Below are 26,836 nucleotides of genomic sequence, written 5' to 3' on the forward strand. Positions count from 1 at the left end.
TTCAAATAAATGATAGTAATTTAAGTGAGTGTGAATTTAATTCCGAACATGAGAACACACCTCTGTAACTAATGGAGCTAACATTGCTTAAGCTATCAGTATCTTCGTCGAGGAGGATATTATAAATATCTCACTTAGAGCCAGGTGTATAATCAAACATGCCTACGAATGAATTGTTATGCCATAGGAGTTAAATTAGGTTATGGAAGAAATAGAAAACATTAAAAATCGACCTAAAGAACTATTTGGAATCCCTTATTATGGTGAGTTGCCAGCGTTGCCAGTAAGAGTTGATATGTCAGGAGCTATTGGAAAGTTTCTTGAATTTGACTTGTTTGACTTAGATGGTGTTCAACCTCTTGAGTTAAGACACATGATTGTCAATGATCACTTAGTTCATGTAAATCCATCAGCCAAATCAATAGAAATATATAAAAATGAAAAAGTAACTTTCCAAATTATTTTTGTTGTAGTTAATGCTTATGGTTTTAAAGAAGTGGAAGGTGTTTTAGTTGGTAAGCCTTATAACATTTCTTTACAGCCAGCTAGCAAAAGGGGCGGATTGTCAGTTGTGACTCCTGAGTGGATTGAGCATATCGATTTAGAGCAGCAAAATAATGCTCCCCGAATTTATCGTGGTTTTAATCCATTTGTAGGAGCTTATGGTCTGCATATGATGGGGCACACTGATTACACAGGTATTGAGTCTGATATGATAGGCTTTGTTATTGGCACCTATGCTCTTGCTATGCCTTTTAAACATAATGAAGTTCTAACCCCATCAGTTCCTGAACCACTACGTGAAAATAAACAAGTACGTCAAGATTACGAAAAGTATAGAAAAAATTGGTACTTTAAACCGTTTAGTAAAGTTAAACCAAAACGTATTTGGGGCTGCGACTCACCTATCGAGCTATTTCTACTACAAGCGATGGATTCTATCGGTCTACATCCTGAACTTCAAACTATTATCTGTGAAGACGGTTTCACTGTTCCGGGTTTCCACAAATTATGGGAAAACTCAAGATCTCGCCGTCGATTAAAGGCGATTACAGATGCTGATTATTATTTTCCTGAAAAAAAACTAGCGATTTTCTGCGATTCCATTGCGCACCACTCATCACCAGAGGCTGTTGAAAAAGATAAAAAAATAGATATTAAATTACATCAAGTTGGTATTGAAAGTATGAGAATATGTGGTAGAGATATCGCAGCATCTCCAATTGACTGTGCTATTAAAATTCGTGAAAAACTGTCAAAAATGGCATGATGAATTGTTTAAAAAACATAAATTAGGATGAAACCATATTTTAATCTGGATGACATCGTTGGACCTTTTCGCCACAATGATAGGATCATACTTTACTCAAAACGAGGATCTAATGCTGTCATTTCTGGCAGCATTAGCTTATCTATTGGCTGAAAATTTATTTTCACCCCACACTTATAGTTATTTATTACACTGGGTCAAATTATAAATCAACCTGAACAGTTCAGCCTGGTATCTTGCGTCTTGAAGTGCATCGTGATCTCCTTTCTGAGTAGGATTAACGATCTTGTCAATGGCACTAGACTTGGTCTCATACCATGAGCACCCCATAACACCCATGAAAAGCGCTTTAATATCTAACGCCGTAAAACCAAATGGATTCTCACCCAAGTACTTTAGGAAGTAGTAGTTTACGAATCCCCAGTCAAATGGAGCATTCAACCCCACAAATACTGGCGTGCTGTCTTCAGGCACATTTTGGGCGATCCAGGCTGCAAACTCCGACATGGCTTTGGTCGGTGCTAAGCCTTCTTTTTCAGCCCGTTCCAACGTAAGGCCCGTGACCTCAAGCGCCTCTGCAACTGATTTGTCACTAATCGGCTTGAGCATCATTGAGAAAGAAATTTCTGGCTGGTACACCAAGCAGGCCCCCACGGTCAGCATGCTGTGCTCGCCGATGACAGGACCAGCAGTCTCGACATCAACCGAGATAAAGACTTCAGGCTTCTTGCTCATTTACTTGCTCCGGTATTAGTTGTTACGTCAACCAGCCATAACAGGCGATGGCTCCAACTCCGCAACAGCCTGATGGAAATGTTCCGCCTTTAGTGGAGAGTCTGGGAACGCCAAAGAAACAGCTGCTGGGTACAGGCGTGTACGAATATCAGAGTAGGTCCAGGCCGGCTTGGTTTTTGTTGCTGCAGTTGCTTCCACAAGTTTCTTGATCTCGATCGCCGAGAAGCCCATATCTCCCAAGTCTTTTGTAAAGAGCTCATTTCGCTCTTCATCGGAGGGACGCACGAACTCCTCAACAATCGACGCGCGGCGAATAATTGCAGCATCAAGAGCTGCCAAGCGGTTTGTGCAAAGGATGGCAAAAATACGTCCACCATGCTTGCGCATGCTATCGATAGATTGAATCAGCGTGTTTACACCGACCTTATCTTCATGGTGGCTATGATCTTGGCTGCGGGACGCCCCCAAAGAATCGCCTTCATCAATAATTAGGAAAGCTCGGCCATTGCCAGGCCCTATAGACCTGGAAATATCTTCGAACGCTTGGGTGATAAGCGTTCCCATCTCACCGACCTTACCGGTTCCGCGAACTTTATTGCTCAGTTTGAAGAGAATAGCATCTTCAATTTTCGCATCACGAGCCAGACGATTTGCAATCGCTTCGGCGTTTGCAGTCTTCCCTGTTCCAACATCACCATGGAAAATGGCCAATGGATACTGGTCGTTCAACAGTCCAATGACCGCGAGTTTTTTCTTGTGATGAGTCTGACTCCAGCGCTCCAGTTCATTGGTTTGCAGAATGAGTTGAAGGCGCTTTCTTATACGCAGATAACGCCCTTCAAAGCCCAGCAATGTTTGCGACAAATCATCGAGCTGGGTTGTAGGAAGATTGGTTTTCACTTCAAATACAAATGAGCTGCTCACGAAAAATCCTTCCTATTGGTGCCAAATCCATTGCTACTGTAACCTCGCCCAGAGGTCTCATTTAGATCTTTGTGGCTGATATCTGTAGACGCAGGCACCCAAGATATCTTCAAGGTGAGTTCCGCACGCTTTTCTGCCGTCGACGAATCGGTGTAGCGCAAATGAATACGAATCCATCCACCTTTGTTTTTTGGTGTCAGTGGCCATGTCACACCACCAGGCCGTTCTGAGCCACTTGCATCTTCAGTTTGGAATTCATATTTTATGGCGCGCAGCTCGGAAGAATTATCCATGAGCGTCACGTCAGCGTACTCAAGGTGGTTCTTCTTGGCTAGAGCCTCAATGTCATGCGCGTAATTTTCAGCATCAGCCTCGGTCATTGCCTGGGTGGTAGTAGCAATGATAATTAGGTCTGCCTTAACACTGCGCATGACTTTTTCAATATCTGCAACAGTGTAGGTACTGGTGCTCGAATAAGTGCTCATCCTTTTTAATCCTTAGTCTTGAAGCGATTGCCAAAAACCTCTTTCCACAGCTCGTTATCATTTTCAACAGACGCATAGGTCGCCGTATCTAAAGCAGTCTCCGCAGCTTTAGCTATAAGTTCCTGCTCATCCTTGGTAATGCGAGATGCGACGTTGTTCTCTGGGCTCACCGGGTCAATGATCACGACAGGATCACTGAAGTTGGCAATCGGCTTGCCTGAATTTTCAGGAAAATCAATGCGTTTACTTAATTTTGTGCTGGCTATATATGCCAGAAACTCTCTGAAGCGTTTCTCGATGTTGTCTGCGGGTCCATCTGTGTCGAGTATATGGCCGAAAATCAGCTCTATATGGAAAGACTTCAAACCAGGAATGTTGTGGAAGTGCTTCCAACGCTTCGCCAGGCGAACTAGCGTTCGAAAGTGCTTATCCTTATCCTTTCGAGTCTTAACGAACTGGATGTGACACGGTGCGCAGGTAAGGTTCCTGGCGCCGCTCTGAATGTCGTATTGCCAGCCGTGGTCGGCATTAGAGCTGTCTTGCAAAACCGGGACAACATCTACTTCTAGACCACTTTTGACGAAGGTCACCTTCGCCGCACGACGTTGGATCTCGAAGTCATCAACCTTCTTGGTGGGGTAAATTTCTATCAACAGATCGTATATTTTATTGCAAAGATCCTTGTAGGACTCGCTATTTTCATCTACGCCAGTGATATAGAAAACGACATCTACATCTGTAGGATAATCGTCAACTTTTCGCAGAATAGTGTATTTTGCAAACGAGCCTGCTTTAACAACTTTTGTGACTTTGATCTTAGATTTATCGGTGATACGTTTTTTCAGCTCGCTAACAAGATTATCAACCTGAGCGTGATATTCCTTACGTTTCTCCGCAGAAAGCCGTAGCACATTGTGATCAAAATATTCAAGCTCTGTATTTGATAGTGGCATTGTTTTCCCTACTGTCCTATTCGCAGAAGATATGGCTTCTGCCCCTAACTCTGTAATGTCATGCCGTGCGCAATATAGTCAACAGTAACTGCTGCTGCAGCTTTAGCTGCCAGTAGATGAAATCTATTGTCTTTTCTAGAGTCACCAAAATCACTGATTCCTCGCACCATCAGCACAGGTTTACCGAAGTTGGCGCAAGCAGCAAATAGGCCCGCACCTTCCATCTCGGCAACTTCAGTCTTCCCGTGAAGCTCACGCATGCCCAAGAACTTCTCTGGGTCACGAAGAAGTTTTTCACCACTGGCAACAGTGGCCGTTTTCGGCAGTGTCCCCTTAGCAACAGGACCGGCCTCGACTTGGTCGGGAAATTCGATGCCCAATGCCAGGTAGCGCTCCGCGAGACGAGATTCAAGAGTTGCCCTGTTGGAGAGATAGGAGCTGATGTCTTGGCGAACACGCATAGTCAACCTTGTTATTTCGGGGCGAACTTCAACCTTGCCTCCCTCAATGAGAGCGGCACCTTCATAGGCGACGATACGTTCCGCAAGGACGACTTCCCCCAGTGCACATTTGTCTCGCAGGCCTGCCGCAATACCCAGCATCAGCACGTTGCTAGGCCGCAGTTCACCCAAAAGCATGGAGGTCAGAGAAGATGCGTCTACGTTACCGGCCCCCGCAAAGCAAGCGACCACGCAGCTAGCCGTCTTGCCGCTAGGTTGGGTAACGGGCGCCTTCCAGATGTGGAGACCGTTCTCAGTAGTCGCATGCTCAGCATCCTCCGCGATGCCGAAGGCCTGCTTGGCTGCAGCCAATTCCACGTCCAAAGCGGTTAGTACCAATACATCAGGGGGCAAAGTATCAATCCTCGCTAGTTCTTCCTCAGCGAAGATTTTGACGATGCGCCTGCTGATCTCAGGCAAGGGCAGTACGGGTTCTTGCAGAGACAGAGCGGGAAGAACCCTGACAACCTTATTGCCGCTATTCGGCATATAGGTCAGAGGGGTTGTTTGGAAGGTCTTTAGGATGCCAAGCGCGCCAGCACCATCTTCGCTGTTTGCCCCCAACTGCAAATCGAGCGGCAACACTGGCAATAGCTTCCTGGCCATCTTGCGTGCGCGGTCAAGCACGCCTTTCCCTCCGCCCAGAGCCACCATTGCTGTTGCATGCTCAATTTGTTCGTCGCCGACATTACCGCCGGTTAACACTTCATCGTCAAGAGGGACTAGTTCGGCTATACCACGCGCAACCATACCCATAAGCAGCCTACGTTGCTCCGGGTTCGCCTTGGTTTGAAGACGCTCCAGCGAAGCCACAATTTTTAGGCGAACCTGAGAACTATCACCTTGTATCAGCTTGTCAACCGCCTTGGCGACGGTCCAATCGAATAGTAGCGGTTTGTTGTCTCCGTTGACTGGCTCCGCAGCAACGTAAATGACAAACCCTCCGCCAGCCTTCAGTACCTCTTCCACAAACGTATCGACAAATTCGTGTGCTCTGTCGATGAGTGCATTTTCTGTCGTGTTCGAAATGCTACCAGCAAGGAGGATATGGCTCGACGCTAGCATCAGGGAGTTTGTCATCAGTGATCTCGCTTAAATTCTATATGGCAGCGCGCATTTTCTTGGGCGCAACTAGCTTTATTCCCCATAGCGCGGTTTATGCACCGCACAACCAAACCATTTATAGATGGAGGCCACCTTTTATATTTCAAGGTCTTTGTTACAAAATTTATTACGAGGGAAAATATCTAGAATGAATCACCCTGGGTTTTCTAGACATTCTATTGCTGAAAATGGATTGGCACAGGTCCTCTTTACTTACAAAATGGCACTACTTCAGCACTTTCAATGATGGTTTTGCTATGGTAATCCCCCCGAAAAACCGGGGTGCTCATAAGTAGAATTTTCCCGTACCTTAAATGCAGGAGGTTCTACATGAAAACATCACGCTTTAGCGACACCCAGATCATCGCCATTCTCAAACAGGCCGAGGCCGGTTCCCCCTCCCGGAGCTCTGTCGCGAGCATGGCATCAGTACGACCACCTTCTACAAGTGGCGCTCCAAATTTGGCGGGATGGATGCCTCCCTCATGGCTCGCCTCAAGGAGTTGGAGGACGAAAACCGCCGACTCAAGAAGATGTATGCCGAGGAACGCCTCAAGGCCGAGATCATCACCGAGGCAATGGCAAAAAAGTGGTGACGCCATCTGCCCATCGGGAGATGGCGACCAAGGCTGTGGCCCACCACGCCATATCCATCCGCCTGGCTTGCCTAGTGTTCAAGGTCAGCGAGAGCTGCTATCGCTACCAGCCCGATGAAAACCAGGACATTGCCGACTGGCTGTTGCGTATCACGGCCAGCCAGCGCAACTGGGGCTTCGGGCTCTGCTTTCTCTACTTGCGCAACGTCAAAGGGTTTGGCTGGAATCACAAGCGGGTGTACCGAATTTATCGGGAACTTGAACTTAATTTGCGGATAAGACCTAAGAAGCGGCTGGAGCGTGCTAAGCCAGAGCCGCTGGCGGTGCCCGAGCAGCCCAACCGCTGCTGGTCGATGGATTTCATGCATGACCAGCTCAGCGATGGGCGTTCGGTGCGCCTATTTAATGTGATCGACGACTTTAACCGTGAGGCGTTGTGCATCGAGGTGGATTTCTCTTTACCAGCATCACGAGTCAAACGGGCACTGGAGCAGGTGATCGGGTGGCGAGGGAAACCCACCACCATTCGCTGCGATAACGGCCCGGAGTACATCAGTGAAGAGCTTCAGAGCTGGGCAAAGCGGCAAGGGATTGCACTGAGTTATATCCAGCCCGGCAATCCGCAGCAGAATGCCTACATCGAGCGGTTTAACCGAACGGTCCGCTACGACTGGCTGAGCCATTACCTATTTGAGTCACTCCATGAGCTACAGGCGTTTGCAACGAACTGGCAGTGGGTTTATAACCATGAGCGGCCCAATATGGCGCTGGATGGCTACACGCCAAAGCAGCATCTGGCAAAGGCCGCATGATCTCTACTTTTGACTGCCCCTAAAAATGGGGGGATTACCCTATCCTGTTTCTAATAATCAGCGCTGCATAATGGCCCCCACAGGGACTGCCTAACAGGCATCTTCCATCCCTCTTTTTAGCTGCCAAGCGCAGCGAGGCAGGGCGAGTACACTAAAAGGCACCTGTAAAGGTGCGATTAGTAGTGCTGTAATTGCTACCCAAACCATCAGGCCCCGACTATGAGCAACCAGATCCTCTCCGCGACTGCGGCCAGCATCACCGAACTGAAACGCAACCCGATGGGCACACTCAAGAAGGGCAATGGTTCTGCCGTTGCCATCCTCGACCGCAACGAGCCAGCCTTCTACTGTGTGCCCCCCGAACTCTTTGCCTACTATGTCGAGCTGGCTGAAGATGCTGAGCTTAACCGAATAGTTGATGAACGCATGGCCTCACTCGACAGAGTCAGCGTCTCGCTGGATGACCTATGACGACGTATGCCGACAACTGCACAGTTTCACCGCTTGTTTACAAATGTCTTGGCTATAGCCTAGAGGGGGTGTGATGAGAGGCAAAGACTCAACATTTAACCGTTATGACGCAGCGGTTTATCTGCAAAATGAGCAAGACATAAAAGCTTATCTGGAAGCTGTATTAGAGGATGGTGATCCTTCGATGATTGGTGTTGCTCTCGGCAATATCGCCCGTTCTCGGAGCGTTAGACAACTTGCGAGAGATGCCAAAATGAGCAGAGATAGCATCCATGACGTTTTGTCAGGTCAAGGGAACCCAAGTTTCGCCACAATAGCAAAACTGGCAAATGTAATGAGATTCTGGATAGAGCTAATGCAAAATTCAGTTCGTAGGCCTGTGGAACGATAATTTTTAGCTATGCTCGCACTTCCGCGCTATATCCTCTAAGACCGTGTCCAACCTATGTGTAGTCGGGATTTATGACACAATACCATGTTCGATCCGGCCAATGAGCTCGACCACCGCTTGGACTCCCATTGCCGTAGCTAAGACATCCGCAGGCTTCTCGCCCCCTAGCCCTTTTGCCGAACAATGTAACCATGAAATCGCCATAGCAGGATCACCATCGTGTAGCGAAATCGCCGCATCAAGAGCTTGTATAACTCCGTATACCCTGGTTCCTTGCGCAAGAGTTAGAGTGCTTCCATACCTGAGCTTGCGATTTACGGTACTCCGACTAATCCCGGTTAGATGGCAAATCGTCTTCATGTCAGACCTGACTGATTCAATGAGTCGAATGAGGATGTCAGGTGTAATACCTGCAACAATCCATAGATGAACACCCAATGGGTCGCTCGGAATGTCTAGGTATAAAGCAAGGTTGTGGGCAGGTGATCGCGGGGGATTAGGACGATATACCGAGTAAGTCATAATGGTTGTGCTCCAACGATCCAAAGATAGTTTTAAAATAGCTATAAAAATAGCTCACGAAAAGCATATGAAAGGGAAGCATTAGAAGCTGATTGTTGTGTGTGTGTGGAGCTAATGATTGATACACCTAACTTTAGGTGTCTCTCATCTATTTCTGCTAAACTTGGCACTGTTTCTTTTAAAAACAAACACTTAAACTTTAGCCATTTCCCATACCTGGTTCCCCACAATGAGGCATTGGGGCCATTCTGACCACACCAGCCACCCCTTCCTTGTGGGCGTCATTGTAGGCGCGAACTTTAGGTGTTTCCTATATTCTCCTGCTAAATTTAGTAATTTTTCTTTTAAAAACAAACACTTAAACTTTAGCCATTTCCCATGCCTGATTCCCACAATGGGGCGATCAGACCAGAAATTGGGGTCATCCTGACCACACTAGCCATCCCTTCCCCGTGGGCGTCATCGTAGGCGCGAACTTCAGGTGTTTCCCATACTAACGTTCCAAAAATGGCATTTATTTGTTTAATAACAATAATTTAATTGTTGCCCGTTTCCTATACTACGTTTCTCATGCCTCCTTCTGACGCAACCAACTTTAGCCATTTCCCATATCTGACTCCCCACAATGAGGCGATCAGAACAGAAATCGGGGCCATCCTGACCACACCAGCCACTTCTTTCCAAGGGGTGTGAACTTTAGGTGTTTCCCATACTAGCCTCCCCATTGATTAGTCGGTCTCAGGCAACCACAGGTTGATGGACTCGGACTACGGTAGGCCCATTGGTGCTGCTCCAGCAAGTATCGAAAGTTCATGATAGTGATGCGGCCAGGGATGGGCTGGTTAAGCGAGAGGCGGGCAAACAGGTGCATGGAGGCGATCTCATAGTGCATCCTCCATACCACTGTCGCTGAGGGTGTACCACTGCTGCAAGCAGTGGATATCTTGCTAGTAATGTTATTTAGATAAAAGGATACGTACTGTTTGTCTAACTTTTCATGCTTGTTACCGAGAGTCAGCTCATAGAAAAGTAAGGGGATATTAGACAAATCAACAAAAATTAGATAACGCCATTTCAGGCCGCACCATACAAGGGTTTTCTAAGTTTTTAGTCGAAGTTTTAGTTAGATGTATTTTTTGCCCCCACAGAGCACGAGGAAAAGGCGAGCCAGTGACGGGCTCGCCTCAATAACGCGGGTTCAGCGGGATCAGGCCAGGACGCGGGCCAGCACTATGCGGCTGTAGTGGCGCTGCAGCAGTTGATAACCACCGAGCAGACACCAGACCAGGGCCGGCGCCAGGAAGATGGGGTGGGTCGCGAGGCGCAGCATCAGCAAGCCCAGCAGGATCAGCGCGAACGGGCGGCTCTCGTAGAGCCACAGCGGCCAGCCCTGCTTTCGCACCACTGGCTTGTCGGGGCGACGGTAGGCACTGCGTCTGAACCAGGCCAGGGATCCGGCCAGATAGAATGCCAGTCCGGCCAACAGCAGGCCCGGATGATCAGCAACCCCCAACAACAGCAAACCGCTGCCCATATAAGCGAAGGGCAGCGGTTCATAGATAGCAGATGGCAACATAGCTCACCTCAGCGTTAAAACTGGCTATATATTAACCGCACGCTGGGGTGATGCCATCTGCTTTCTGCGTCTTTCACCTATATGGGTGTAGGTATCAGGCCGCCGGTTTGTCCTGACTCTTGACCGCCGACTGGGCCGCCAGCGCCTCGTCCACCAGCAGATCCCGCGCCCCCGTCATGCCCGCCCGTTTGGCCAGCAGATGATAGATGGCAGGCACCATCACCAGGGTCACCAGGGTCGCCAAGGAGAGCCCGAAGAAGACCACTGTCCCCACAGCCATCCGGCTCTCATAACCCGCCCCCATGGAGACCATCAGCGGCACGGCGCCGATAATGGCGGTCAACGAGGTCATCAGTATGGGGCGCAGACGGCGCACCGAGCCGGCTATGATGGCCTCGTCGAAGGCCTCGCCACGCTGGCGCAGCTGGTTGATGAACTCCACGATCAGGATGCCGTTCTTGGTCACCATGCCGATCAGCATGATCATGCCGATCTGGCTGTAGATGCTCATCTCCTGCCCCGTCAGCCACAAGCCCAGCAAACCGCCGAAGATGCCGAGTGGTACAGTGACCATCACCACAGCCGGGGTCAACATGCTCTCGAACTGGGCCACCAGCACCAGATAGACCACCAGCAGGGCCAGCGCGAACACCATCACCATCTCGCCCTGGTTGTCGCGATAGTCCTTGGACTCGCCGGCGTAATCCACCGTCATGCCGCTCGGCAGATTGGCACTGGCCCAGCCGTCGAGGAAGTCCAGCGCCTCGCCCAGGGTGCGATCCGGCGCCAGATCGGCGGTCAGGGTCACCGCCTTCTGCCGCTGGTAGTGGTTGAGCCGCTGCGGGCTCGCCACCTGGGTGACGGTCGCCAGGGTGGAGAGACTCACCATCTCGCCACTGGCGGCCTTGAGATAGATGCGGCTGAGATCGGACACGCCGTTGAAGTCACGCTGATTGGCGCGCAGATAGACATCGTACTCCTCGCCCCTGTCCACATAGGTGGTCTGGCTGACGCCGCCGAGCAGGGCCTGCAGCGAGCTGGCCACGGTCGACACCGGAATGCCGAGCTGGCTGGCTCTGTCCCGCTCTATGGTCACCTGCAGCTCGGGGGTCTTCTCGGCGTAGTCGAGATCCGGCGTCACCATCAGGCCGCTCTGGGCTGCCACCTCTTTCAGGGCCAGCCCCTGCTGATAGAGCTCGGCATAGTCCGAGCCCTGCAGCACGAACTGCACCGCGGCGGTGGAGCCACCGCGAAAGCCCGGCTGGAAGGTGCGGATCATCACGTCGGGAATGCCGGCCAGCCGCCCGCTCAGGGACTGGGCAAACTCGGTGGCGGTTTCATCCCGCTCGGCCCAGTCGGTGAGCTGGATGATCGCCATCCCGGTCTGATCGCCGCCACGGCCGAAGGCCGGGGTGCTGAAGCTCATGGCCTGCACCACCCCCTTGCCCAGCAGCGGCATGATGGCCGCCTCCACCTGCTGCATGTTGCGCTTCATCCGCTCTATGCTGGTGCCCTCGGCCCCTTTCACGAACACATAGAGCACGCCCCGATCCTCGGTCGGGGTCAGACTGGTGGGCAGCTGACCAAACAGGGCACCGATGCCGCCGAGGCAGAGCAGCAGCACCAGCGGAGTCCAGGCCGAGCGGCGCAGCACCCAGCCCAGCAGACTGCGATAGTGCTTCTCCACCCAGCCGAGGCCGCGATCGAGCGCCGCCGTCAGCACGTTGGGCTTGTCGACCGAGCGCATCAGCCAGGAGCCCATGGCCGGGGTCAGGGTCAGTGCCACCAGGGAGGAGAAGAGCACAGCCAGGGAGAGCAGGATGGCGAACTCGGTAAAGAGCCGCCCCACCATGCCATCCATGAAGGCGATGGGCACGAACACCATCACCAGCACGGCCGTGGTCGCCACCACGGCAAAACCCACCTCGCGGGTGCCGTGCCAGGCCGCCAGCAGCGGTGGCTCGCCCCGTTGCAGGTGGTGGTGGATGTTCTCCACCACGACTATGGCGTCATCCACCACCAGACCGATGGCGAGAATAAGGGCGAGCAGTGTGATGAGGTTGATGGAAAAACCGAGATACCAGGCGCCGATGAAGGCCGAGATGAGCGACACCGGCACTGTAATGGCCGGGATCAAAGTGGTACGCCCCTGCCCCAGGAACAGGTAGAGCACGGCCACCACCAGCACGGCGCAGATGGCCAGCGTCTCGTACACCTCGTCGATGGCCTGCTTGATGAAGATGGTGGAGTCGTAGTCAATCTCCAGGGTGGCCCCCTCCGGCAGGAAGCGCTGCATCTCAGCCATCTTCTTCTCGACCCCCTGCGCCACCGCCAGCGGGTTGGCGGTGGACTGGGCCACTATGCCTATCCCCAGGCTCTCGCGGCCGTTGCGCTGGTAGGCGCTGTCTTCGTTCTTGGCGCCCACCTCCACGTCGGCGATATCCGCCAGGTAGATGCTCTGGCCGTTGTCGGCGGTGCGCACCTGCAAGGCCTGAAAATCGGCGGCCGTGTGGTAGAGACGGGCGATCTGCACCGCCATCGTCATGCTGTTGTTGCGAATTTCGCCGCCCGGCAGCTCTATGTTCTCGCGCTTGAGGGCGTCCTGCACGTCCGCCACAGTGATGCCACGGGCCGCCATGTCGGCGGGACGCAGCCGCACGTACATCACCTGGGTCAGATCGCCGGAGAGGGCTACCTCGCTCACCCCGTCCACCAGACTCAGAGGGTCGACCAGCACGCGGTTGGCGTAGTCCGTCATGGCGGTACGGTCCATCTGGGTGCTGCTGAAGTTGAGCCAGACCGCCACGTCGCCGTTGCCGTTGTCCTTGGTGACCATGGGTTCATCCACGTCATCCGGCAGCCTGGGGCGGGCGCGGGAGATGGCGTCACGCACATCCGAGGTGCCCTCCACCATGTTCCAGCCGAGCTTGAACTCCACAGTGATGACGGAGCGCCCCTTGCGGGTCACAGAGTTGATGTTCTTGATGCCGCTGATGCCGGAGAGCTGATCCTCGATGGGCTTGGTGACCTGGCTCTCCATGACGGCGGGTGCCGCCCCCTCATAGGTGGTGGAGATGGAGACGGACGGGATCTGCACGTCCGGCATCTCCCGCACCGTCAGCTTGCTGAAGGCCACCAGACCGAACACGGTCAGCAGGGCGCTCACTACCACGGCCACCAGCGGGCGGCGAACAGAAATATCGGAGAGCCACATCAGCCTTTTACCTCCGCCAGATCGTGCACGCTGGCACCGTCACGCAGATTGACCAGCCCCTCGACCGCGATGCGATCGCCGACCTTCAGGCCCTCGGTGACCCACACCTCCTCGCCATGGGTATCCCCCAGCACCACGGGTACCCGCGTCACCCGACCGTCCGCCTCCAGGCGATAGACGAAGCGTTGCGCACCGGCATACTCCACCGACTGGGCCGGGATCAGTGTCATCTTCTGGGGTGGCAGGGAGAGCTCGACGTTGAGCAGCATGCCGGGGCGCAGCTGACCATCGGGATTGGGGATGATGACGCGCGCCTTGATGTTCTGGGTATCGTTGGAGACGCGACTGTCGAGGGTCTCCAGCACGCCGCTGAACGCTTGATCCGGCCAGGCCGAGCTGGTCGCCGTCACCGCCATGCCGGGGCGCAGCAGGGAGAGATAGCGCTCTGGCACCGCCAGATCGAGCCGCAGCTTGGCCAGCTCATCGAGATGGAGCAGGGTATCGCCGCTGTTGACCAGGGCCCCTTCGCTCAGGTCTATCAGGCTGACGGTGCCGTCAAACGGCGCCTGCAGGGTGCGCAGCGACAGCTCGTACTTGGCCGCATCGGCGCGGGCCTGGGCCTGGGCCACTATGGCCTCCTGCCCTTCCAGCTCTGAGGTGGTGATGGCACCGCGCGCCACCAGTCGGCGCATGTCCCGCAGCTTGCGGGCCTCGTCGCGCACGCTGGCGTTCTGCTCCGCCAGCTCAGCGAGCTGCTTGCCCGTATCCAGGGCGATCAGGGTATCGCCCCGCTTGACCTGCTGGCCGGAGCGCACCGCTATCTTGACGATGCGGCCTGTCACCTCGGGGCTTATCACCACGGAGCGGTTGGCCGCCAGCTTGCTCACCAGCTTGATGGTGGGTTCGGCCAGGCTCTGCTTGACCGTCTGCGCCCTGATATTGACCTGGCGGGGCTGGGGTTTGCTGGCAGGTTCGTTGTTACGGTAATACCAGACACCCGACATCAGCAGGGAGAGACAGGCTATCGACAGCCACATACGCATTTTCATCAAGCAATCCATGAAATTAAGAGAAAAGGGGGGCACTTCATCAATGATGGGTACAATGTTACCCCCTGACTATGCCGTGACTATGTATAAATGTGACAAAACGTAACAGGAGCGGTGGAAGATCACCTAAACCGGATCCACAGGAGACGTTCCTGACAGTTCTGCCCTACACTGATGAACCGAACCGCCCAGACCCAGCCCCACCGCCTATGCCTGCACCACGCCCCGCTCTCGTCACACACAAACTGCAATGGCTGCTTGGCGCCGTCGTCACACTGCTGCTGACCCTCACGATTCATCAGACCCTGAAACATGTCACCGAACTCTACGAGCGCGACACCCTCAACACGGCCGCCCGCTTGCGATCCCAGTTTCAGCAGATGGAGACCTTTCTCGAGGCCATGCGCGGCCAGGCCGAGGAGCGACTGCGCAGCAATCCGCAGTCGGCGCTGACCCGCCAGCTCTATGGCGCCCTGCAAGCCTCGCCGGAGAGGGGGTTCTCGCTGGACAAGGTGCCCGGCAACCTGCCCGAGGGGCTCAGCGGCAATCTGACCGGCCTGGGCCAGCTGCCCGCCCGGGGCAGCGAGCGGGAAGCCAGACTGCACCTGGCGCTGAGCCTCTCCCCCCTGCTCTCCACCACCAACAAGCTGCTGGGGGACAAGGTTGCCTGGATCTACTTCACTGGGGTGGATGACTTCATCTACCTCTACCCCTGGATCCCCTCCAGCCAGTTTCGCTTTCATCGCGCCATCTATCTGAAATCCTACTGGCAGGATGCCCTGAAGCAGCAAAATCCCAGCCAGCGCGCCATCGTATCGCGCCCCTACGAGGACTTTGCCGGGGAGGGACAGATGATCTCACTGTCGCAACCCATAGTGAAGGATCAGGTGCTGGTGGGCGTCATCAGCATAGATGTGCTGCTCTCGCGGCTCGAACAGCTACTGGATGAGTCCACACCCGGCATCGGCAGCCTGTTTCTGGTCAATCAGCATCAGCAGATCCTGGCCAGCAACCATCAGGGAGCTGACTTTGTCCCAAAGTTCCAGGCCGAACGGGATAGCTACCAATGGCGCCAGGGCGCCTTTCAACTGGTCCACGCCATTCCCGATACCGGGCTCACCCTGATCCATCGCATCCCGCTGCTCTCCCTGTTGCAGGCCCTGCTCTGGCAATCGGCCCCGACCCTGATCGCCATCCTCTTCATGGTGCTGGCGGCGCTCTCCAGCCTCAAGTCCCACCGCCTGAACCGGCAGCTGGACTATCTCTCCAACCACGATGCCCTGACCGGCGCCTTCAATCGCCACTACTTCGACGAATTTGAACAGGCCCGAGCCCATGCCAGGGCGCGCGGCGTCGGGGTGATCATGTTCGATTGCGATCACTTCAAGCTGGTCAACGACCGCTTTGGTCACGAGGTCGGCGATCGGGTGCTTATCCAGCTGGTCAGGCTCTGCCAGGGCCAGACCAGAAAAGAGGATGCCCTGATCCGCTGGGGTGGCGAGGAATTTTTGCTGCTGGTTGCCAAGGGATCCGAGCCACTGGATCAGCTGGCCGAGCGGTTGCGCCTGCAGATAGCCCGCCATCCGTGGGGCGATATTGCACCCACCCTGGCGGTCACCGTCAGCCTGGGTTATCACCACTGCGCCCCCGAGACACAGCTGCAGGAGGCGATCCGCCGGGCGGACGTGGCCCTCTATCGGGCCAAGGCCAACGGTCGCAATCGCAGTGAACGCTGGCAGGATGACGGCGCAAAAAACACCGGGTAAGCTGAACGCCTCACTCACCTCAGGAGAGACAAAGTGTCACGAAAACCCCGCGTGGGATTGGCTCTGGGCAGTGGCGCTGCCCGAGGATGGGCGCACATCGGCATCATACGGGCGCTGGAGCGGCTCGGTGTCAAACCGGATCTGGTGGCAGGCTGCTCCATCGGCAGCTTCGTCGGCGCCGCCTATGCCGCGGGCGAGCTGGACAAACTGGAGTCCTGGGTGCGCGGCTTCAGCCGGCTGCAGGTGGTCGGCCTGCTCGATCCCGCCCTCTCCGGCGGCCTGTTTCGCGGTGAAAAGGTGTTTGGCATCGCCGCCAATCACTTAGGGGATCCCGCCATCGAGAGCCTGCCGCTGCCCTTCGCCTGCGTCGCCACCGAGCTCGATACCGGTCGCGAGATCTGGCTGCAACAGGGGCCGCTGCGCCAGTGCGTGCGCGCCTCCTGTGGCATGCCCGGCATACTGACCCCCACCCTGGTCGAGGATCGCTGGCTGGTGGATGGCGCCGTGGTCAACCCTGTGCCCATCTCGCTGGCCCGCGCCATGGGGGCCGAGGTGGTGATCGCCGTCAATCTCAACGCCGACATGCACCAGCCCTGGACCGACGAACCGGACGAGCCCGTCAGCGGCAACCGCTTCAGCCAGTGGTTCAACCGGGGTGAGGGCCCCAATACACCCGGCATGTGGAGCGTGATGACAGGCTCCATCAACATAATGCAGGAGCGCATCACCCGCGCCCGGATGGCGGGGGATCCCCCCGAGATCCAGCTCTGCCCGCGCCTTGGCAGCTTCTCCATCATGGACTTTCACCGGGCGGGTGATGCCATCAACGAGGGGGAAGCCTGTGTCGAGCGCAACGTGGAGCAGCTCAAGGAGGAGCTCTCCCGTCTCGGTTTGATCTGACGCCGGGTGCCACCCTGACGAGCCCATAAAAAAAGAGCGCCAACGGCGCTCTTTTTGCATTCTTGCGGCAGGCAAGCCATCAGAACAGCCCCAGCCCCTTGAGCATGACGATCAGGATCAGCAGCGGCGACACATAACGAATGATGAAGAACAGCGGCTTGAGGATGGCCAGCTCCAGTTCACCGCCGTTGGTCAGCGCCTCCTTCATCCGCTCAAAGCCCCACACCCAGCCCACGAACAGGCAGAGGAAGATACCGCCAAGGGGCATCAATACGTTGGAGGAGACGAAGTCGAACAGGTCGAAGAAGGTCTTGCCGGCGATCTGCACCTCCGCCAGCGAGCTGTTGGAGAGTGCGCAGGTCGAACCGACCGCGCCCAGCACCAGCAGGTTGAGCAGGGTCGCCTTGGGGCGGCTCATGTGGAAACGCTCGGACACCACAGAGACAGGCACTTCCAGGATGGAGAGCATGGCGCCCGTCGCCGCGATGGCGGAGAGCACGAAGAACAGCACCATGAACAGGTGGCCGAACGGTATGCTGGCAAACACAGCAGGAATGGTGATGAACAGCAGGGAGGGGCCGGCGGAGGGCTCGAACCCGAAGGCGAACACGGCCGGGAAGATGGCGATCCCCGCCAGCATGGAGACGAACAGATCGGCGCACATCACCCGGAAGGTGGTGAGCGGAATGTTCTGATCATCCCGGAAGTAGCTGCCATAGGTCATCATGCAACCCATGCCGATGGAGAGCTTGAAGAAGGCCAGCCCCATGGCGGTCAGCACCACGCCGGCGGTGATCTTGGAAAAGTCCGGCGAGAACAGAAAATGCAGACCCTGGCTCGCCCCCGGCAGGGTCAGACTGCGAATGCCGATCACCAGCAGCAGGATGAAGAGCACCGGCATCAGCTTCTTGGTGACCGCCTCGATCCCCTTGGAAACCCCCATCAGCAGTATGCCCCCCATCAGCGCCAGCACCAGCCATTGCCAGAGCAGGCTCTGCAGCGGGTTGGTGATGAGTGCATTGAAGGCCGCGCCCGTGACCGCAGGGTCGGTCGACAATATCTCGCCACTGATGGCCTTGAAGATATAGGCGAACACCCAGGCCGCCACTTCGGAATAGAAGGACATGATGAGGAAGGCCGCGACCACCCCCATCAGGGCGATCAGCCACCAGGGCTGTCCCTTGGGACCCAGCTTGCTCAGGGTGGTCACCGCATCAGCCTTGCCCTTGCGACCCAGCATGATCTCGGAAATCATCACCGGCAGCCCCACCAGCAGGGTGGCAATCACATAGACCAGCAGAAAACCGGCGCCGCCGTTTTCACCCGTCAGGTAGGGAAATTTCCAGATATTGCCCAGCCCGACGGCTGAACCCAGGGTGGCGGCAAGGACACCGAATTTACTGGTAAAGCCATCTCTGGCCTGGGGAAGGATTTGACTCATGCTTGTCTCACTGTGCGCATCATGCGAAGGATAACCCTGATTTTAGGGCAGGAATTTTCTGAGGATTAATCCGGCTTGCCAAGGTATTTTCGTGAAAAGCCTTGGTGAGAGCACACTTAGCCAAATTTAATTAAATGAAGTGGTTATTTGATGGATAAAAAAATGCCGCCTCAATGGCGGCATTTTTGTCAAAGCCCAATTAAATCAAGCCTTGGCAATATCGTCCGGACCGATCTGGCCAATTTCGGCGACTTTCTTGTCAGCCAGCAGCCAGAGGGTGAACTTGTGCAGCTCAGGGTGGTGAGCCAGTGCCACCAGGAAGGCGCCACCTACTTCACGATAACCCAGTTCATAGTTCTTCAGGGTGGTCGGGGGAACGCCCAGCAGATCGGCAAACTTGGGACGGCTCAAACCGACCGCTTCACGGATCTGACGGATCTTCTTACCAACAGTTACGATATTTGAATTCATATTGTTCCATACTCCGTACGGCGGATTGACTCCACCTTTATTTTTCGCGACGACTCGTAGTCAAGTGTATCAGTTTTGAACGGACTCGTTATGGTCGAGCCTCTATCTTTAATCAGCGTCTTTCGACGACAACCCTTGCAAACATCGGGGATGGTAATCGCTCAACCGCCTCAGGTAAACAGTCTCGAAAAGAAACCTTTATTGTTGCTGCAGGAATAACTCGTATAATCCGCCAGCTATCCCTAAAGAGTAGGAACTCATGGCGCTCCCCGGCATAATCTCCTGTTTACACCCAGTTTCAACACCTGCAGAACTCACCCGCCAGTTGATGCAAGGCCAGCAGACACGCGCCGAAGCCTTCTGGTTGCCTGCCGCCATGCATGAGCAGGCGGCAGCGGTTTTGACTGCGCTCGATGACAAAAGCAGCCTGTTTCTCGAACAGCCAGTGGCAGGGCTGACCCTGCGCAGTCACGATGGCGTCTTGCAACAAGACGGACATCTGCTGCTCGGCAATGGCCAGCGCCTTGCCCTTGCCAACGAGCAGGGCGACGGCGGTCTGGTACCCGAAAGCGGACTCGCCGAGATGGCACTCTGGCTGGAAGCGGGTCACCACCATTTTCGCTGTTCAGCTGCGGTTCAGCCCGTGGCACGGGCCATCCTCAACATCTGGCCCCTCGATCCCTACCTTGCCCGTCATTTTTTGCTCAGTTTCACACCCTTACTGTGCGAAGCAACCGAGGCCGATTATCTGGCGGTGTTCCAGGCGAGGGAATCCCCCTCCATGGCGCAATCTGACTGGGTTCAGGCCTATATGAAACTCGAAAAGAAGCTGCACAGAGCCTATTTGGATCACTAATTAATTTGGATAAACAGCCAGTTATCCACACGACACAATTTGCCATATGGCTTATGTGTGAGCTTGATCATGTTTTGAAATCGGCATAGAGTGCGCCACGTCATCGGAATGACATCGGCTGTTCGTGAAGGGTTGAAGGCATTGCTTACGCTGCCACCCGCTCGCTTTGTGCACCAGGAATGTGTGCCTCCCGGATGGAACCGGGATCCCTGCCAGACTCAACGCTGTTGTTCGGCAGAGCCTGCAGCTTACATAAATTAAAAAGTGCGAAGCACGTGAACAACGTGCCATCTCAACGAGGATTTTTTTATGATGAAAATGGCTCCTTCCCTGATCGCCATCGCTATGGCTGCCATGGGTGCAACTGCAGCTCACGCCGCTGACGACATCTACTTCGGTGCCGGTGTCGGTGCTGCCCACTTCAACGGTCTGAACAAGATCGAAGGCGTGAACACTGGCGAAGAAGACGCGGCTGCTGCCAACGCCTTCGTTGGTTACAACTTCACCGAGAACTTCGGTACCGAATTCGGCTACCAGTACGCTGGCCGTGGCAACACCGATGGCAACCGTTACGAAAACCAGGGTGCCACCCTGTCCGGTATCGCTCGTCTGCCGCTGGGCGGCGACTTCTCTGCCTTCGCTGAAGGCGGCGCCTACTGGGCTCACACCGACGGCATGGGCACCAGCGATACCAAAGTATCCCCGCTGGCTGGCCTGGGCGTGACCTACAAGGTCAACGACGCGCTGGATCTGCAAGCTCGCTACCGCTACATGTGGGACGTGGCTGACCTGCACGCCGACGACGTACGCTACAAGTCCAACCAGAGCGTTGCAACCCTGGAAGCCGTATACCACCCGTTCCGTTCTTCCTACGTAGCGCCGGCTCCGGCTCCTGTTGTTGAAGAAGCTCCGGCTCCTGCCCCGCAGGTTGTTGAGAAGAACTTCGCGCTGAACTCCGACGTGCTGTTTGCCTTTGGCAAAGACAGCCTGAAGCCGGAAGGCGTTGCAGCCCTGAACGGTCTGTATCAGCAAATCGTTGAATTCCAGCCGAAAGATGGCAACGCTGTTGTCGTTGGTTACACCGACCGCATCGGTTCCGACGCTTACAACCAGAAGCTGTCCGAAGCTCGTGCCCGTACCGTTGCCAACTTCCTGGTGAGCAAGGGTATGGCTGCCAGCAAGGTTGCAGTAGAAGGTCGTGGCGAAGCCAACCCGGTTACTGGCACCAAGTGCAACGCCGTCAAGGCTAAAGCTCAGCTGATCTCCTGCCTGGCCCCGGATCGTCGCGTAGAAGTTCGCGTCTCTGGCGTACAAGAAGTTCAGCAATAATCTGACTCTGTTCAGATGATGCGAAAAGGGGATGCCACGGCATCCCCTTTTGTTTTCCCGCTTGCCATTGATTGATGGTAAACGCAGCAAGACGCGACACTTTCTGTCAAACCCTCTCCCCCGCCGCACGGCCTGCTTTTTTGCTCCAACCCGCACTACCGCTGGATATCTGTACAGAAACTTGATCAAAGCGAGTCAAAAGAATACAGTAACCCCGCTTGTAAGGTATTGGATGAACTATTAAAAGTGCTTCTTGTCCGGTTAGTTGTCCATGAAGCCAAGACTTCATGAGTATCCAGGAACCATCTCTTTTTTCATTCAAGCCAGCCGTGGTTCACCATGGAGGTCGCAGCTGAATTGTCACTTGTGACCGGTATAACTGAAGAGTGCGCAGTACGCCCTAGCACGGCAAACTCAACGAGGATAAAACGATGAAAATGAAAATGGCACCCGCCCTGATTGCTCTGGCCATCGCGGCCATGGGAACTTCCACCGCTCAGGCAGCCAACGACTGGTACACAGGTATCGGCGCAGGTTGGGCTTATGGCCACGACCTGAACGACTTTGGCAAGGACGCTGACAAGGACGCCACCGCGCTCTCCCTGTTTGGCGGCTACAACTTCACCGAAAACTTCGGTGCCGAACTGGGCTACCTCTACGCCGGCAAGGGTGGCGTCGATGGCGTTGACTTCAAGACCCAGGGTGCCACCCTGTCCGGTCTTGCCCGTCTGCCGCTGAACGACATCTTCTCCGTGTTTGCAGAAGGCGGCGCCTACTTCAACCACGTCAACGGCAACGGCAACAGCGACAACGGCACTGCGCCGCTGGCCGGTCTGGGCCTGACCGCCAAGCTCTCCGACCTCATCGATGTGCAAGCCCGCTACCGCTACATGTGGAACCTGGGTGATGAGCAGAAGACCTGGGAAACCAACATGAGCGTGGCCACCCTGGAACTGGTGATGCACCCAAACCGCACCTCTTATGTTGCCCCTGTCCCGGCACCGGCGCCCGAGCCGGTTCCTGAGCCCGTGGTCGTCGACAAGAACTTCGCCCTGAGCTCGGACGTGCTGTTTGCCTTCGGCAAATCCACCCTGAAGCCGGAAGGGGTTGCCGCGCTCAATACCCTGTATCAGCAGATCGTCGACGTGCAGCCGAAAGATGGCAGCGCCGTGGTCGTCGGCTACACAGACCGCATCGGTTCTGACGCCTACAACCTGAAGCTGTCCGAAGCCCGCGCCCGCACCGTGGCCGACTTCCTGGTCGGCAAGGGTCTGCCTGCCGGCAAGGTCGCCATCGAAGGTCGTGGCGAAGCCAGCCCGGTCACCGGCACCCAGTGCAATGGCATCAAGGCCAAGGCACAGCTGATCGCCTGCCTGGCCCCGGATCGTCGCGTTGAAGTGCGCGTCACCGGCGTACAGGAAGTGAAACAGTAAGTCACTCAGGTGGCATAGGAAGGAGGCCTGATGGCCTCCTTTTTTATTGCCTCGGGATCACCGCTCATCCTCCCCGTTTTGTGACCTCGTCCCGCTCGTTGCAATTCCAAGTACCACCTAAGTGGTTAAAAACCCTGTATCGCCTATAAATAGTGGTGGTTGTACACAACAGGGCTGGAGCCCTACGACACCAAACATCGACGAGGATACGCGATGAACATAAGACTGAAACCTGTTTGGATTGCATTGGCATTGGCGGCCACGGGCGCGCAGGCGGCGCCGGACAACGACTGGTATGCCGGGGTCGGTGGCGGCTGGGCCATCGCCCACGATCTGGGTGATTTTGGCAAGGATGCGAGCAAGGACGCCACCGCACTCTCCCTGTTCGGCGGCTACAACTTCACCGAGAATCTGGGCGCCGAGCTCGGCTACCTGTCGACCGGCGACTGGGACGTGCAGGGCAATGACTTCAGCAGCCAGGGGGCCACACTGTCGGTGATAGGCCGTTTGCCGCTTGGCGACATCTTCTCGGTATTTGCCGAGGGCGGCGGTTATATCTACCACGTCAAGTCCATCAACGGCGGCGACAATAACCTGGCACCGCTGGCCGGCCTTGGCCTGACCGCCAAGCTGCACGACTGGGTCGACATCCAGGCGCGCTACCGCTACATGGTCCGGGTCGGCGACGATCCCGACAACGACAAGCTCAACAGCGGCACCCAGCGCTGGGTCAGCGATATCAGCACAGCCACCCTGGAGCTGGTGATCCACCCCAACCGCAGCAAACCGGTCGAACCTGTCGCGGCCCCTGCTGTCGTCCCACCGCCCCCGCCCGCACCCGAGCCTGTGGATCAGACCTTCAACCTGAGCTCGGACGTGCTGTTTGCGTTTGGCAAGGCGGATCTGAAACCGGAGGGGATGCAGGCACTGGAGTCGCTCTATCAGCAGATAGTCGACGTGCAGCCCAAGGATGGCAGCGCAGTGGTGATGGGCTACACGGACCGTATCGGTTCGGATGCCAACAACCAGGCGCTGTCGGAGGCCCGCGCAAGCACGGTCGCCAACTTCCTGATTGGCAAGGGTCTGCCCGCCGACAAGGTCAGCATCCAGGGCAATGGCGAGAGCAACCCCGTCACCGGCAGCCAGTGTGATGCCATCAAGGCCAGGGCCGCGCTCATCGACTGCCTCGGGCCGGATCGCCGGGTAGAGGTCAGGGTCACCGGCACTCAGGGCGCCCCCGAGGCCCCCGTCACAGAGCCGGCCGTGCAATAAGCCGCGCCAAACAACGAAGATAGCAGCCAGACGTGTGAGAAGCACCGGAAGGGGAAACCTGTGCAAGGTGCACAAAAAAGGGATGCCGAGGCATCCCTTTTGCTTTTCCCCTGCGCGAAGGATCAGAAGGAGGTGCGGCGATAGCGGCGGTATTCAGGTCGCCAGAAGTTCGCTTCTATGGCCTGCTCTATCACCTCGTCCGGGGTCTGCACCGCCTTGCCCTGCAGCATGGCGGTCTTGGCCACCATCTTGGCGATGTAGCGGGAGACCTGATGGATATCCGCCAGATCCGGCAGCAGCGAGCCCTCGGCCCCCTTCACCAGCGGCGAACACTCCGCCAGCGCCCGGCTGGCCGACATCAGCATGGCATCGGTCACCCGGGTGGCGCCGGCGGCGATGACGCCAAGGCCTATCCCCGGGAAGATGAAGGAGTTGTTGCACTGGGCGATGACGTAACGCTTGCCCTTGTACTCCACCGGTGCAAACGGGCTGCCAGTAGCAACCAGTGCCTGACCGTCGGTCCAGCGGATCAAATCAGCCGGAGTCGCCTCGACCCGCGAGGTGGGGTTGGAGAGCGGGAATATGATGGGACGGGCACAGTGCTTGTGCATGGTCTTGACCACCTCTTCGGTGAACAGGCCCGGCTGGCCGGAGACCCCGATCAGGATATCCGGGCGACCGTGCTCCATCACCTCCAGCAGGGAGATGTTGTCCCCCACCGGCCAGTCTTTGATCCGCTCCACCGGCTGGGAGAGGCGGCGCTGGAAGTCGAGCTGGTTGGGGATCTTGTCGGTGATGAGGCCGAATCTGTCCACCATGAAGACCCGGCCACGGGCCTGGGCATCGGTCAGCCCTTCGGCCTTCATCTGCGCCACTATCTGCTCGGCGATGCCACAGCCCGCGCTGCCCGCCCCGAGGAAGGCGACCCGCTTCTCGGAGAGCTTGGCGCCGGAGGCCTTGCAGGCGGCGATCAGGCTGCCCAAGGTGACAGCGGCTGTGCCCTGAATGTCGTCATTGAAGCAGCAGAGCTCATTCTTGTAGCGGTTGAGCAACGGCATGGCGTTGTTCTGGGCGAAATCCTCGAACTGCAGCAGTATCTCCGGCCAGCGGCGTTTGACCGCCTGAATGAAGGCATCGACGAACTCGGCATACTCTTCACCCGAGATGCGCGGGTTGCGCCAGCCCATGTAGAAGGGGTCATTCAGCAGTTGCTGGTTGTTGGTGCCCACGTCCAGCACCACCGGCAGGCAGTAGGCCGGGGAGATGCCGCCACAGGCGGTGTAGAGCGACAGCTTGCCGATGGGAATGCCCATGCCGCCGATGCCCTGATCGCCGAGACCCAGAATGCGCTCGCCGTCGGTGACCACTATCACCTTGACGTTCTGCTTGGTGGCGTTTTGCAGCATGTCATCGATCCTGTCCTTGTCCGGATAGGAGATGAAGAGGCCACGGGCGCGGCGGTAGATGTTGGAGAACTCCTCGCACGCCTTGCCCACGGTCGGGGTGTAGATGACCGGCAGCATCTCGGTCAGGTGGTTGTGCAGCAGACGGTAGAAGAGCGTCTCGTTGGTATCCTGGATGTTGCGCAGATAGATGTGCTTGTCCATGTCGTTGCCAAACGCCATGAACTGGCGGTAGGCCCGCTCGGCCTGCTCTTCGATGGTCTCGATATTCTGGGGCAGCAGACCCTCGAGGTTGAAGTTGCTACGCTCTTCGCTGGTGAAGGCGCTGCCCTTGTTGAGCAGCGGTGTCTCCAGCAGGGCGGGACCGGCGTAGGGAATGTAGAGGGGGCGTTTCTGGTTATTATCTTCAAACATGGATCGGGTACCTAAACGATGGCCTGGACAAAGGAACCCGCCGATCCTATGGGCTTGCGCCATTAATTTCAAAGAGTTTGCACATCCGTTGCAAAAGGTTTGCGACCCTGGCGACGAAAGGCCCCGGGGGTCTGACCAGTGAGGCGGCGAAAGCGGTTGGCAAAGTTGGCGCCATCGCTGTAGCCAACCCGGCTGGCCAGCTCGCCGAGCGGCCAGTTGGTGTAGAGCAGCAGTTGACGCGCCTTGTTCATCCGAAGCCCGGTGAGCCAGGCCATGGGCCCCATGCCGAACACCTGCTGGCAGAGCCGATGCAGATGGGGCACGGAGCAGGCCATCTGCCGGGCCAGCAGCGCCACGCTCCAGGGCTCGTCGAGGCGTGCCTCCACCCGCCGAAACAGCGCCTGCAACCTCAGCTCAGGGGTGCCGCGCACCTCCCCTTGCAGGGTGCGCTCAAGCAGCGCCAGCAACAGGCTGAGCAGCTGGGGTTGCAGCGGTGAACGCACTCCCTCCCCCTGCATCAGGCTGAGCAGGTGATAGAGCTGCTCCCCCTCCTCCCCCTGCCAGATGCGGTGGCCGAGCCGGTGCAGATGGTGCCAGCGCGGCACGTCATCCAGCAGGATCCAGCTGGTCTGCCAGCGCTCGCCAATGAGCCGCAGGCCACCCGGCACGGCGGCGGGCAGGAAGATGAGCGACCCGGCCGGAATCGGCTGCTCCCCCTCATCGGTCAGCAGGGCGCCCCCCTCGTCGTGACTCACCATCAGGATGTGAAACTCGGGCCGGTTGCGACGAATGAGATAGTGATCCCGGATGTTCGAAAGGCCGGTCAGAAAGATGCCCGCCTCGCCGAGCAGGGGCAATCCCTCACGGCCCAGCATCCGCTCCTCGCAGGCCGGGGCTATTTCCAGACACTCGCTGACAAATGCCATAACGCCTCAACATGATAGTTTTG

The 26,836-nt window shown here is 56.2% G+C and carries 22 protein-coding genes and 2 pseudogenes; 10 read left to right on the forward strand and 14 right to left on the reverse strand.

Translation table 11 applies throughout. The annotated features are described in order from the left end of the window. The first annotated feature begins 202 nt into the window (after nucleotides 1–202). A complete protein-coding gene (locus CK910_RS21810) occupies nucleotides 203–1,270 on the forward strand; it encodes a hypothetical protein (protein ID WP_098984696.1) in 1,068 nt (355 codons plus the stop codon). 180 nt (nucleotides 1,271–1,450) lie between these two features. Here the strand turns inward: CK910_RS21810 and CK910_RS21815 are convergent, their stop codons facing one another. From CK910_RS21815 to CK910_RS21835, 5 genes are read right to left on the reverse strand one after another with little or no spacing between them, the layout of a single operon-like run. Further along, the gene (locus CK910_RS21815; protein ID WP_098984697.1) at nucleotides 1,451–2,005 is read right to left on the reverse strand and encodes a 3'-5' exonuclease; all 555 of its coding nucleotides are present in this window, start codon (nucleotides 2,003–2,005) and stop codon (nucleotides 1,451–1,453) included. Between the two features lie 27 nt (nucleotides 2,006–2,032). Then, the gene (locus tag CK910_RS21820) at nucleotides 2,033–2,929 is read right to left on the reverse strand and encodes an AAA family ATPase (RefSeq protein ID WP_098984698.1); all 897 of its coding nucleotides are present in this window, start codon (nucleotides 2,927–2,929) and stop codon (nucleotides 2,033–2,035) included. Next, a complete protein-coding gene (locus CK910_RS21825; protein ID WP_098984699.1) occupies nucleotides 2,926–3,414 on the reverse strand; it encodes an HORMA-1 domain-containing protein in 489 nt (162 codons plus the stop codon). Before CK910_RS21825 ends, CK910_RS21820 begins: the two co-directional genes overlap by 4 nt. 5 nt (nucleotides 3,415–3,419) lie before the next feature. Next, the gene (locus tag CK910_RS21830; RefSeq protein ID WP_098984700.1) at nucleotides 3,420–4,367 is read right to left on the reverse strand and encodes a CBASS oligonucleotide cyclase; all 948 of its coding nucleotides are present in this window, start codon (nucleotides 4,365–4,367) and stop codon (nucleotides 3,420–3,422) included. A gap of 44 nt (nucleotides 4,368–4,411) precedes the next feature. Further along, nucleotides 4,412–5,947, reverse strand: a complete 1,536-nt coding sequence (locus CK910_RS21835; protein ID WP_098984701.1) for a phosphorylase family protein — start codon at nucleotides 5,945–5,947, stop codon at nucleotides 4,412–4,414. Nucleotides 5,948–6,301: 354 nt separating this feature from the next. On the opposite strand from CK910_RS21835, the pseudogene CK910_RS21840 reads away from it, so the two are divergent. The 3 genes and pseudogenes from CK910_RS21840 (at nucleotide 6,302) to CK910_RS21850 (ending at nucleotide 8,241) form a co-directional block, all read left to right on the forward strand. After that, nucleotides 6,302–7,379, forward strand: a pseudogene (locus tag CK910_RS21840) (IS3 family transposase). A 219-nt stretch (nucleotides 7,380–7,598) separates the two neighbouring features. After that, nucleotides 7,599–7,850, forward strand: a complete 252-nt coding sequence (locus CK910_RS21845) for a plasmid stabilization protein (protein ID WP_098984702.1) — start codon at nucleotides 7,599–7,601, stop codon at nucleotides 7,848–7,850. A gap of 73 nt (nucleotides 7,851–7,923) precedes the next feature. Continuing rightward, entirely contained in the window at nucleotides 7,924–8,241 is a 318-nt protein-coding gene (locus tag CK910_RS21850) for an addiction module antidote protein (RefSeq protein WP_098984703.1), read from the forward strand. Nucleotides 8,242–8,310: 69 nt separating this feature from the next. On the opposite strand, the gene CK910_RS21855 is transcribed toward CK910_RS21850, so the two are convergent. From CK910_RS21855 to CK910_RS21875, 5 genes and pseudogenes are all read right to left on the reverse strand, one after another. Next, a complete protein-coding gene (locus tag CK910_RS21855) occupies nucleotides 8,311–8,763 on the reverse strand; it encodes an antitoxin Xre/MbcA/ParS toxin-binding domain-containing protein (RefSeq protein WP_098984704.1) in 453 nt (150 codons plus the stop codon). A gap of 737 nt (nucleotides 8,764–9,500) precedes the next feature. Then, a pseudogene (locus tag CK910_RS21860) lies at nucleotides 9,501–9,704 on the reverse strand (transposase); the annotation flags it as partial. A gap of 266 nt (nucleotides 9,705–9,970) precedes the next feature. Next, complete coding sequence (locus CK910_RS21865; RefSeq protein ID WP_043134620.1) at nucleotides 9,971–10,339, reverse strand: hypothetical protein; 369 nt, start codon at nucleotides 10,337–10,339, stop codon at nucleotides 9,971–9,973. Nucleotides 10,340–10,433: 94 nt separating this feature from the next. Continuing rightward, nucleotides 10,434–13,553, reverse strand: coding sequence for an efflux RND transporter permease subunit (locus tag CK910_RS21870; protein WP_098984705.1), 3,120 nt, complete (start codon nucleotides 13,551–13,553; stop codon nucleotides 10,434–10,436). After that, nucleotides 13,553–14,602: an efflux RND transporter periplasmic adaptor subunit gene (locus tag CK910_RS21875; protein ID WP_043134617.1), complete on the reverse strand. Its 1,050-nt coding sequence runs from the start codon at nucleotides 14,600–14,602 to the stop codon at nucleotides 13,553–13,555. Before CK910_RS21875 ends, CK910_RS21870 begins: the two co-directional genes overlap by 1 nt. A gap of 209 nt (nucleotides 14,603–14,811) precedes the next feature. On the opposite strand from CK910_RS21875, the gene CK910_RS21880 reads away from it, so the two are divergent. After that, nucleotides 14,812–16,368 carry a sensor domain-containing diguanylate cyclase gene (locus CK910_RS21880; protein WP_098984706.1) on the forward strand — a complete coding sequence of 519 codons (1,557 nt, stop codon included), beginning with the start codon at nucleotides 14,812–14,814 and terminating at the stop codon, nucleotides 16,366–16,368. Between the two features lie 33 nt (nucleotides 16,369–16,401). Next, complete coding sequence (gene rssA, locus CK910_RS21885; RefSeq protein WP_043134615.1) at nucleotides 16,402–17,268, forward strand: patatin-like phospholipase RssA; 867 nt, start codon at nucleotides 16,402–16,404, stop codon at nucleotides 17,266–17,268. A 79-nt stretch (nucleotides 17,269–17,347) separates the two neighbouring features. On the opposite strand, the gene CK910_RS21890 is transcribed toward rssA, so the two are convergent. Both CK910_RS21890 and CK910_RS21895 read right to left on the reverse strand, forming a co-directional pair. Beyond that, nucleotides 17,348–18,709 (reverse strand): sodium-dependent transporter, encoded by a 1,362-nt coding sequence (locus CK910_RS21890; protein ID WP_043134613.1) that lies wholly within the window; start codon nucleotides 18,707–18,709, stop codon nucleotides 17,348–17,350. 204 nt (nucleotides 18,710–18,913) lie between these two features. Continuing rightward, entirely contained in the window at nucleotides 18,914–19,180 is a 267-nt protein-coding gene (locus CK910_RS21895) for a helix-turn-helix domain-containing protein (RefSeq protein ID WP_005298604.1), read from the reverse strand. 259 nt (nucleotides 19,181–19,439) lie between these two features. Between CK910_RS21895 and CK910_RS21900 the strand changes: the two genes are divergently transcribed. The 4 genes from CK910_RS21900 (at nucleotide 19,440) to CK910_RS21915 (ending at nucleotide 24,070) form a co-directional block, all read left to right on the forward strand. After that, entirely contained in the window at nucleotides 19,440–20,036 is a 597-nt protein-coding gene (locus tag CK910_RS21900) for a hypothetical protein (protein ID WP_098984707.1), read from the forward strand. 309 nt (nucleotides 20,037–20,345) lie between these two features. Further along, nucleotides 20,346–21,365, forward strand: a complete 1,020-nt coding sequence (ompA, locus tag CK910_RS21905) for a porin OmpA (RefSeq protein WP_042873650.1) — start codon at nucleotides 20,346–20,348, stop codon at nucleotides 21,363–21,365. A 431-nt stretch (nucleotides 21,366–21,796) separates the two neighbouring features. Further along, the gene (gene ompAII, locus CK910_RS21910) at nucleotides 21,797–22,798 is read left to right on the forward strand and encodes a porin OmpAII (RefSeq protein ID WP_043134609.1); all 1,002 of its coding nucleotides are present in this window, start codon (nucleotides 21,797–21,799) and stop codon (nucleotides 22,796–22,798) included. 213 nt (nucleotides 22,799–23,011) lie between these two features. Next, on the forward strand, nucleotides 23,012–24,070 hold the full coding sequence (locus tag CK910_RS21915; RefSeq protein WP_098984708.1) for an OmpA family protein: 1,059 nt from the start codon (nucleotides 23,012–23,014) through the stop codon (nucleotides 24,068–24,070). Between the two features lie 122 nt (nucleotides 24,071–24,192). Here the strand turns inward: CK910_RS21915 and CK910_RS21920 are convergent, their stop codons facing one another. Together CK910_RS21920 and CK910_RS21925 are read right to left on the reverse strand one after the other, a co-directional pair. Then, nucleotides 24,193–25,887: an NAD-dependent malic enzyme gene (locus CK910_RS21920; RefSeq protein WP_043554864.1), complete on the reverse strand. Its 1,695-nt coding sequence runs from the start codon at nucleotides 25,885–25,887 to the stop codon at nucleotides 24,193–24,195. 68 nt (nucleotides 25,888–25,955) lie between these two features. After that, nucleotides 25,956–26,813, reverse strand: a complete 858-nt coding sequence (locus CK910_RS21925) for a helix-turn-helix transcriptional regulator (RefSeq protein ID WP_172955395.1) — start codon at nucleotides 26,811–26,813, stop codon at nucleotides 25,956–25,958. Between the last annotated feature and the right edge of the window lie 23 nt (nucleotides 26,814–26,836).

It is taken from the genome of Aeromonas sp. CA23, from assembly GCF_002587065.1.
GTDB lineage: Bacteria > Pseudomonadota > Gammaproteobacteria > Enterobacterales > Aeromonadaceae > Aeromonas > Aeromonas bestiarum.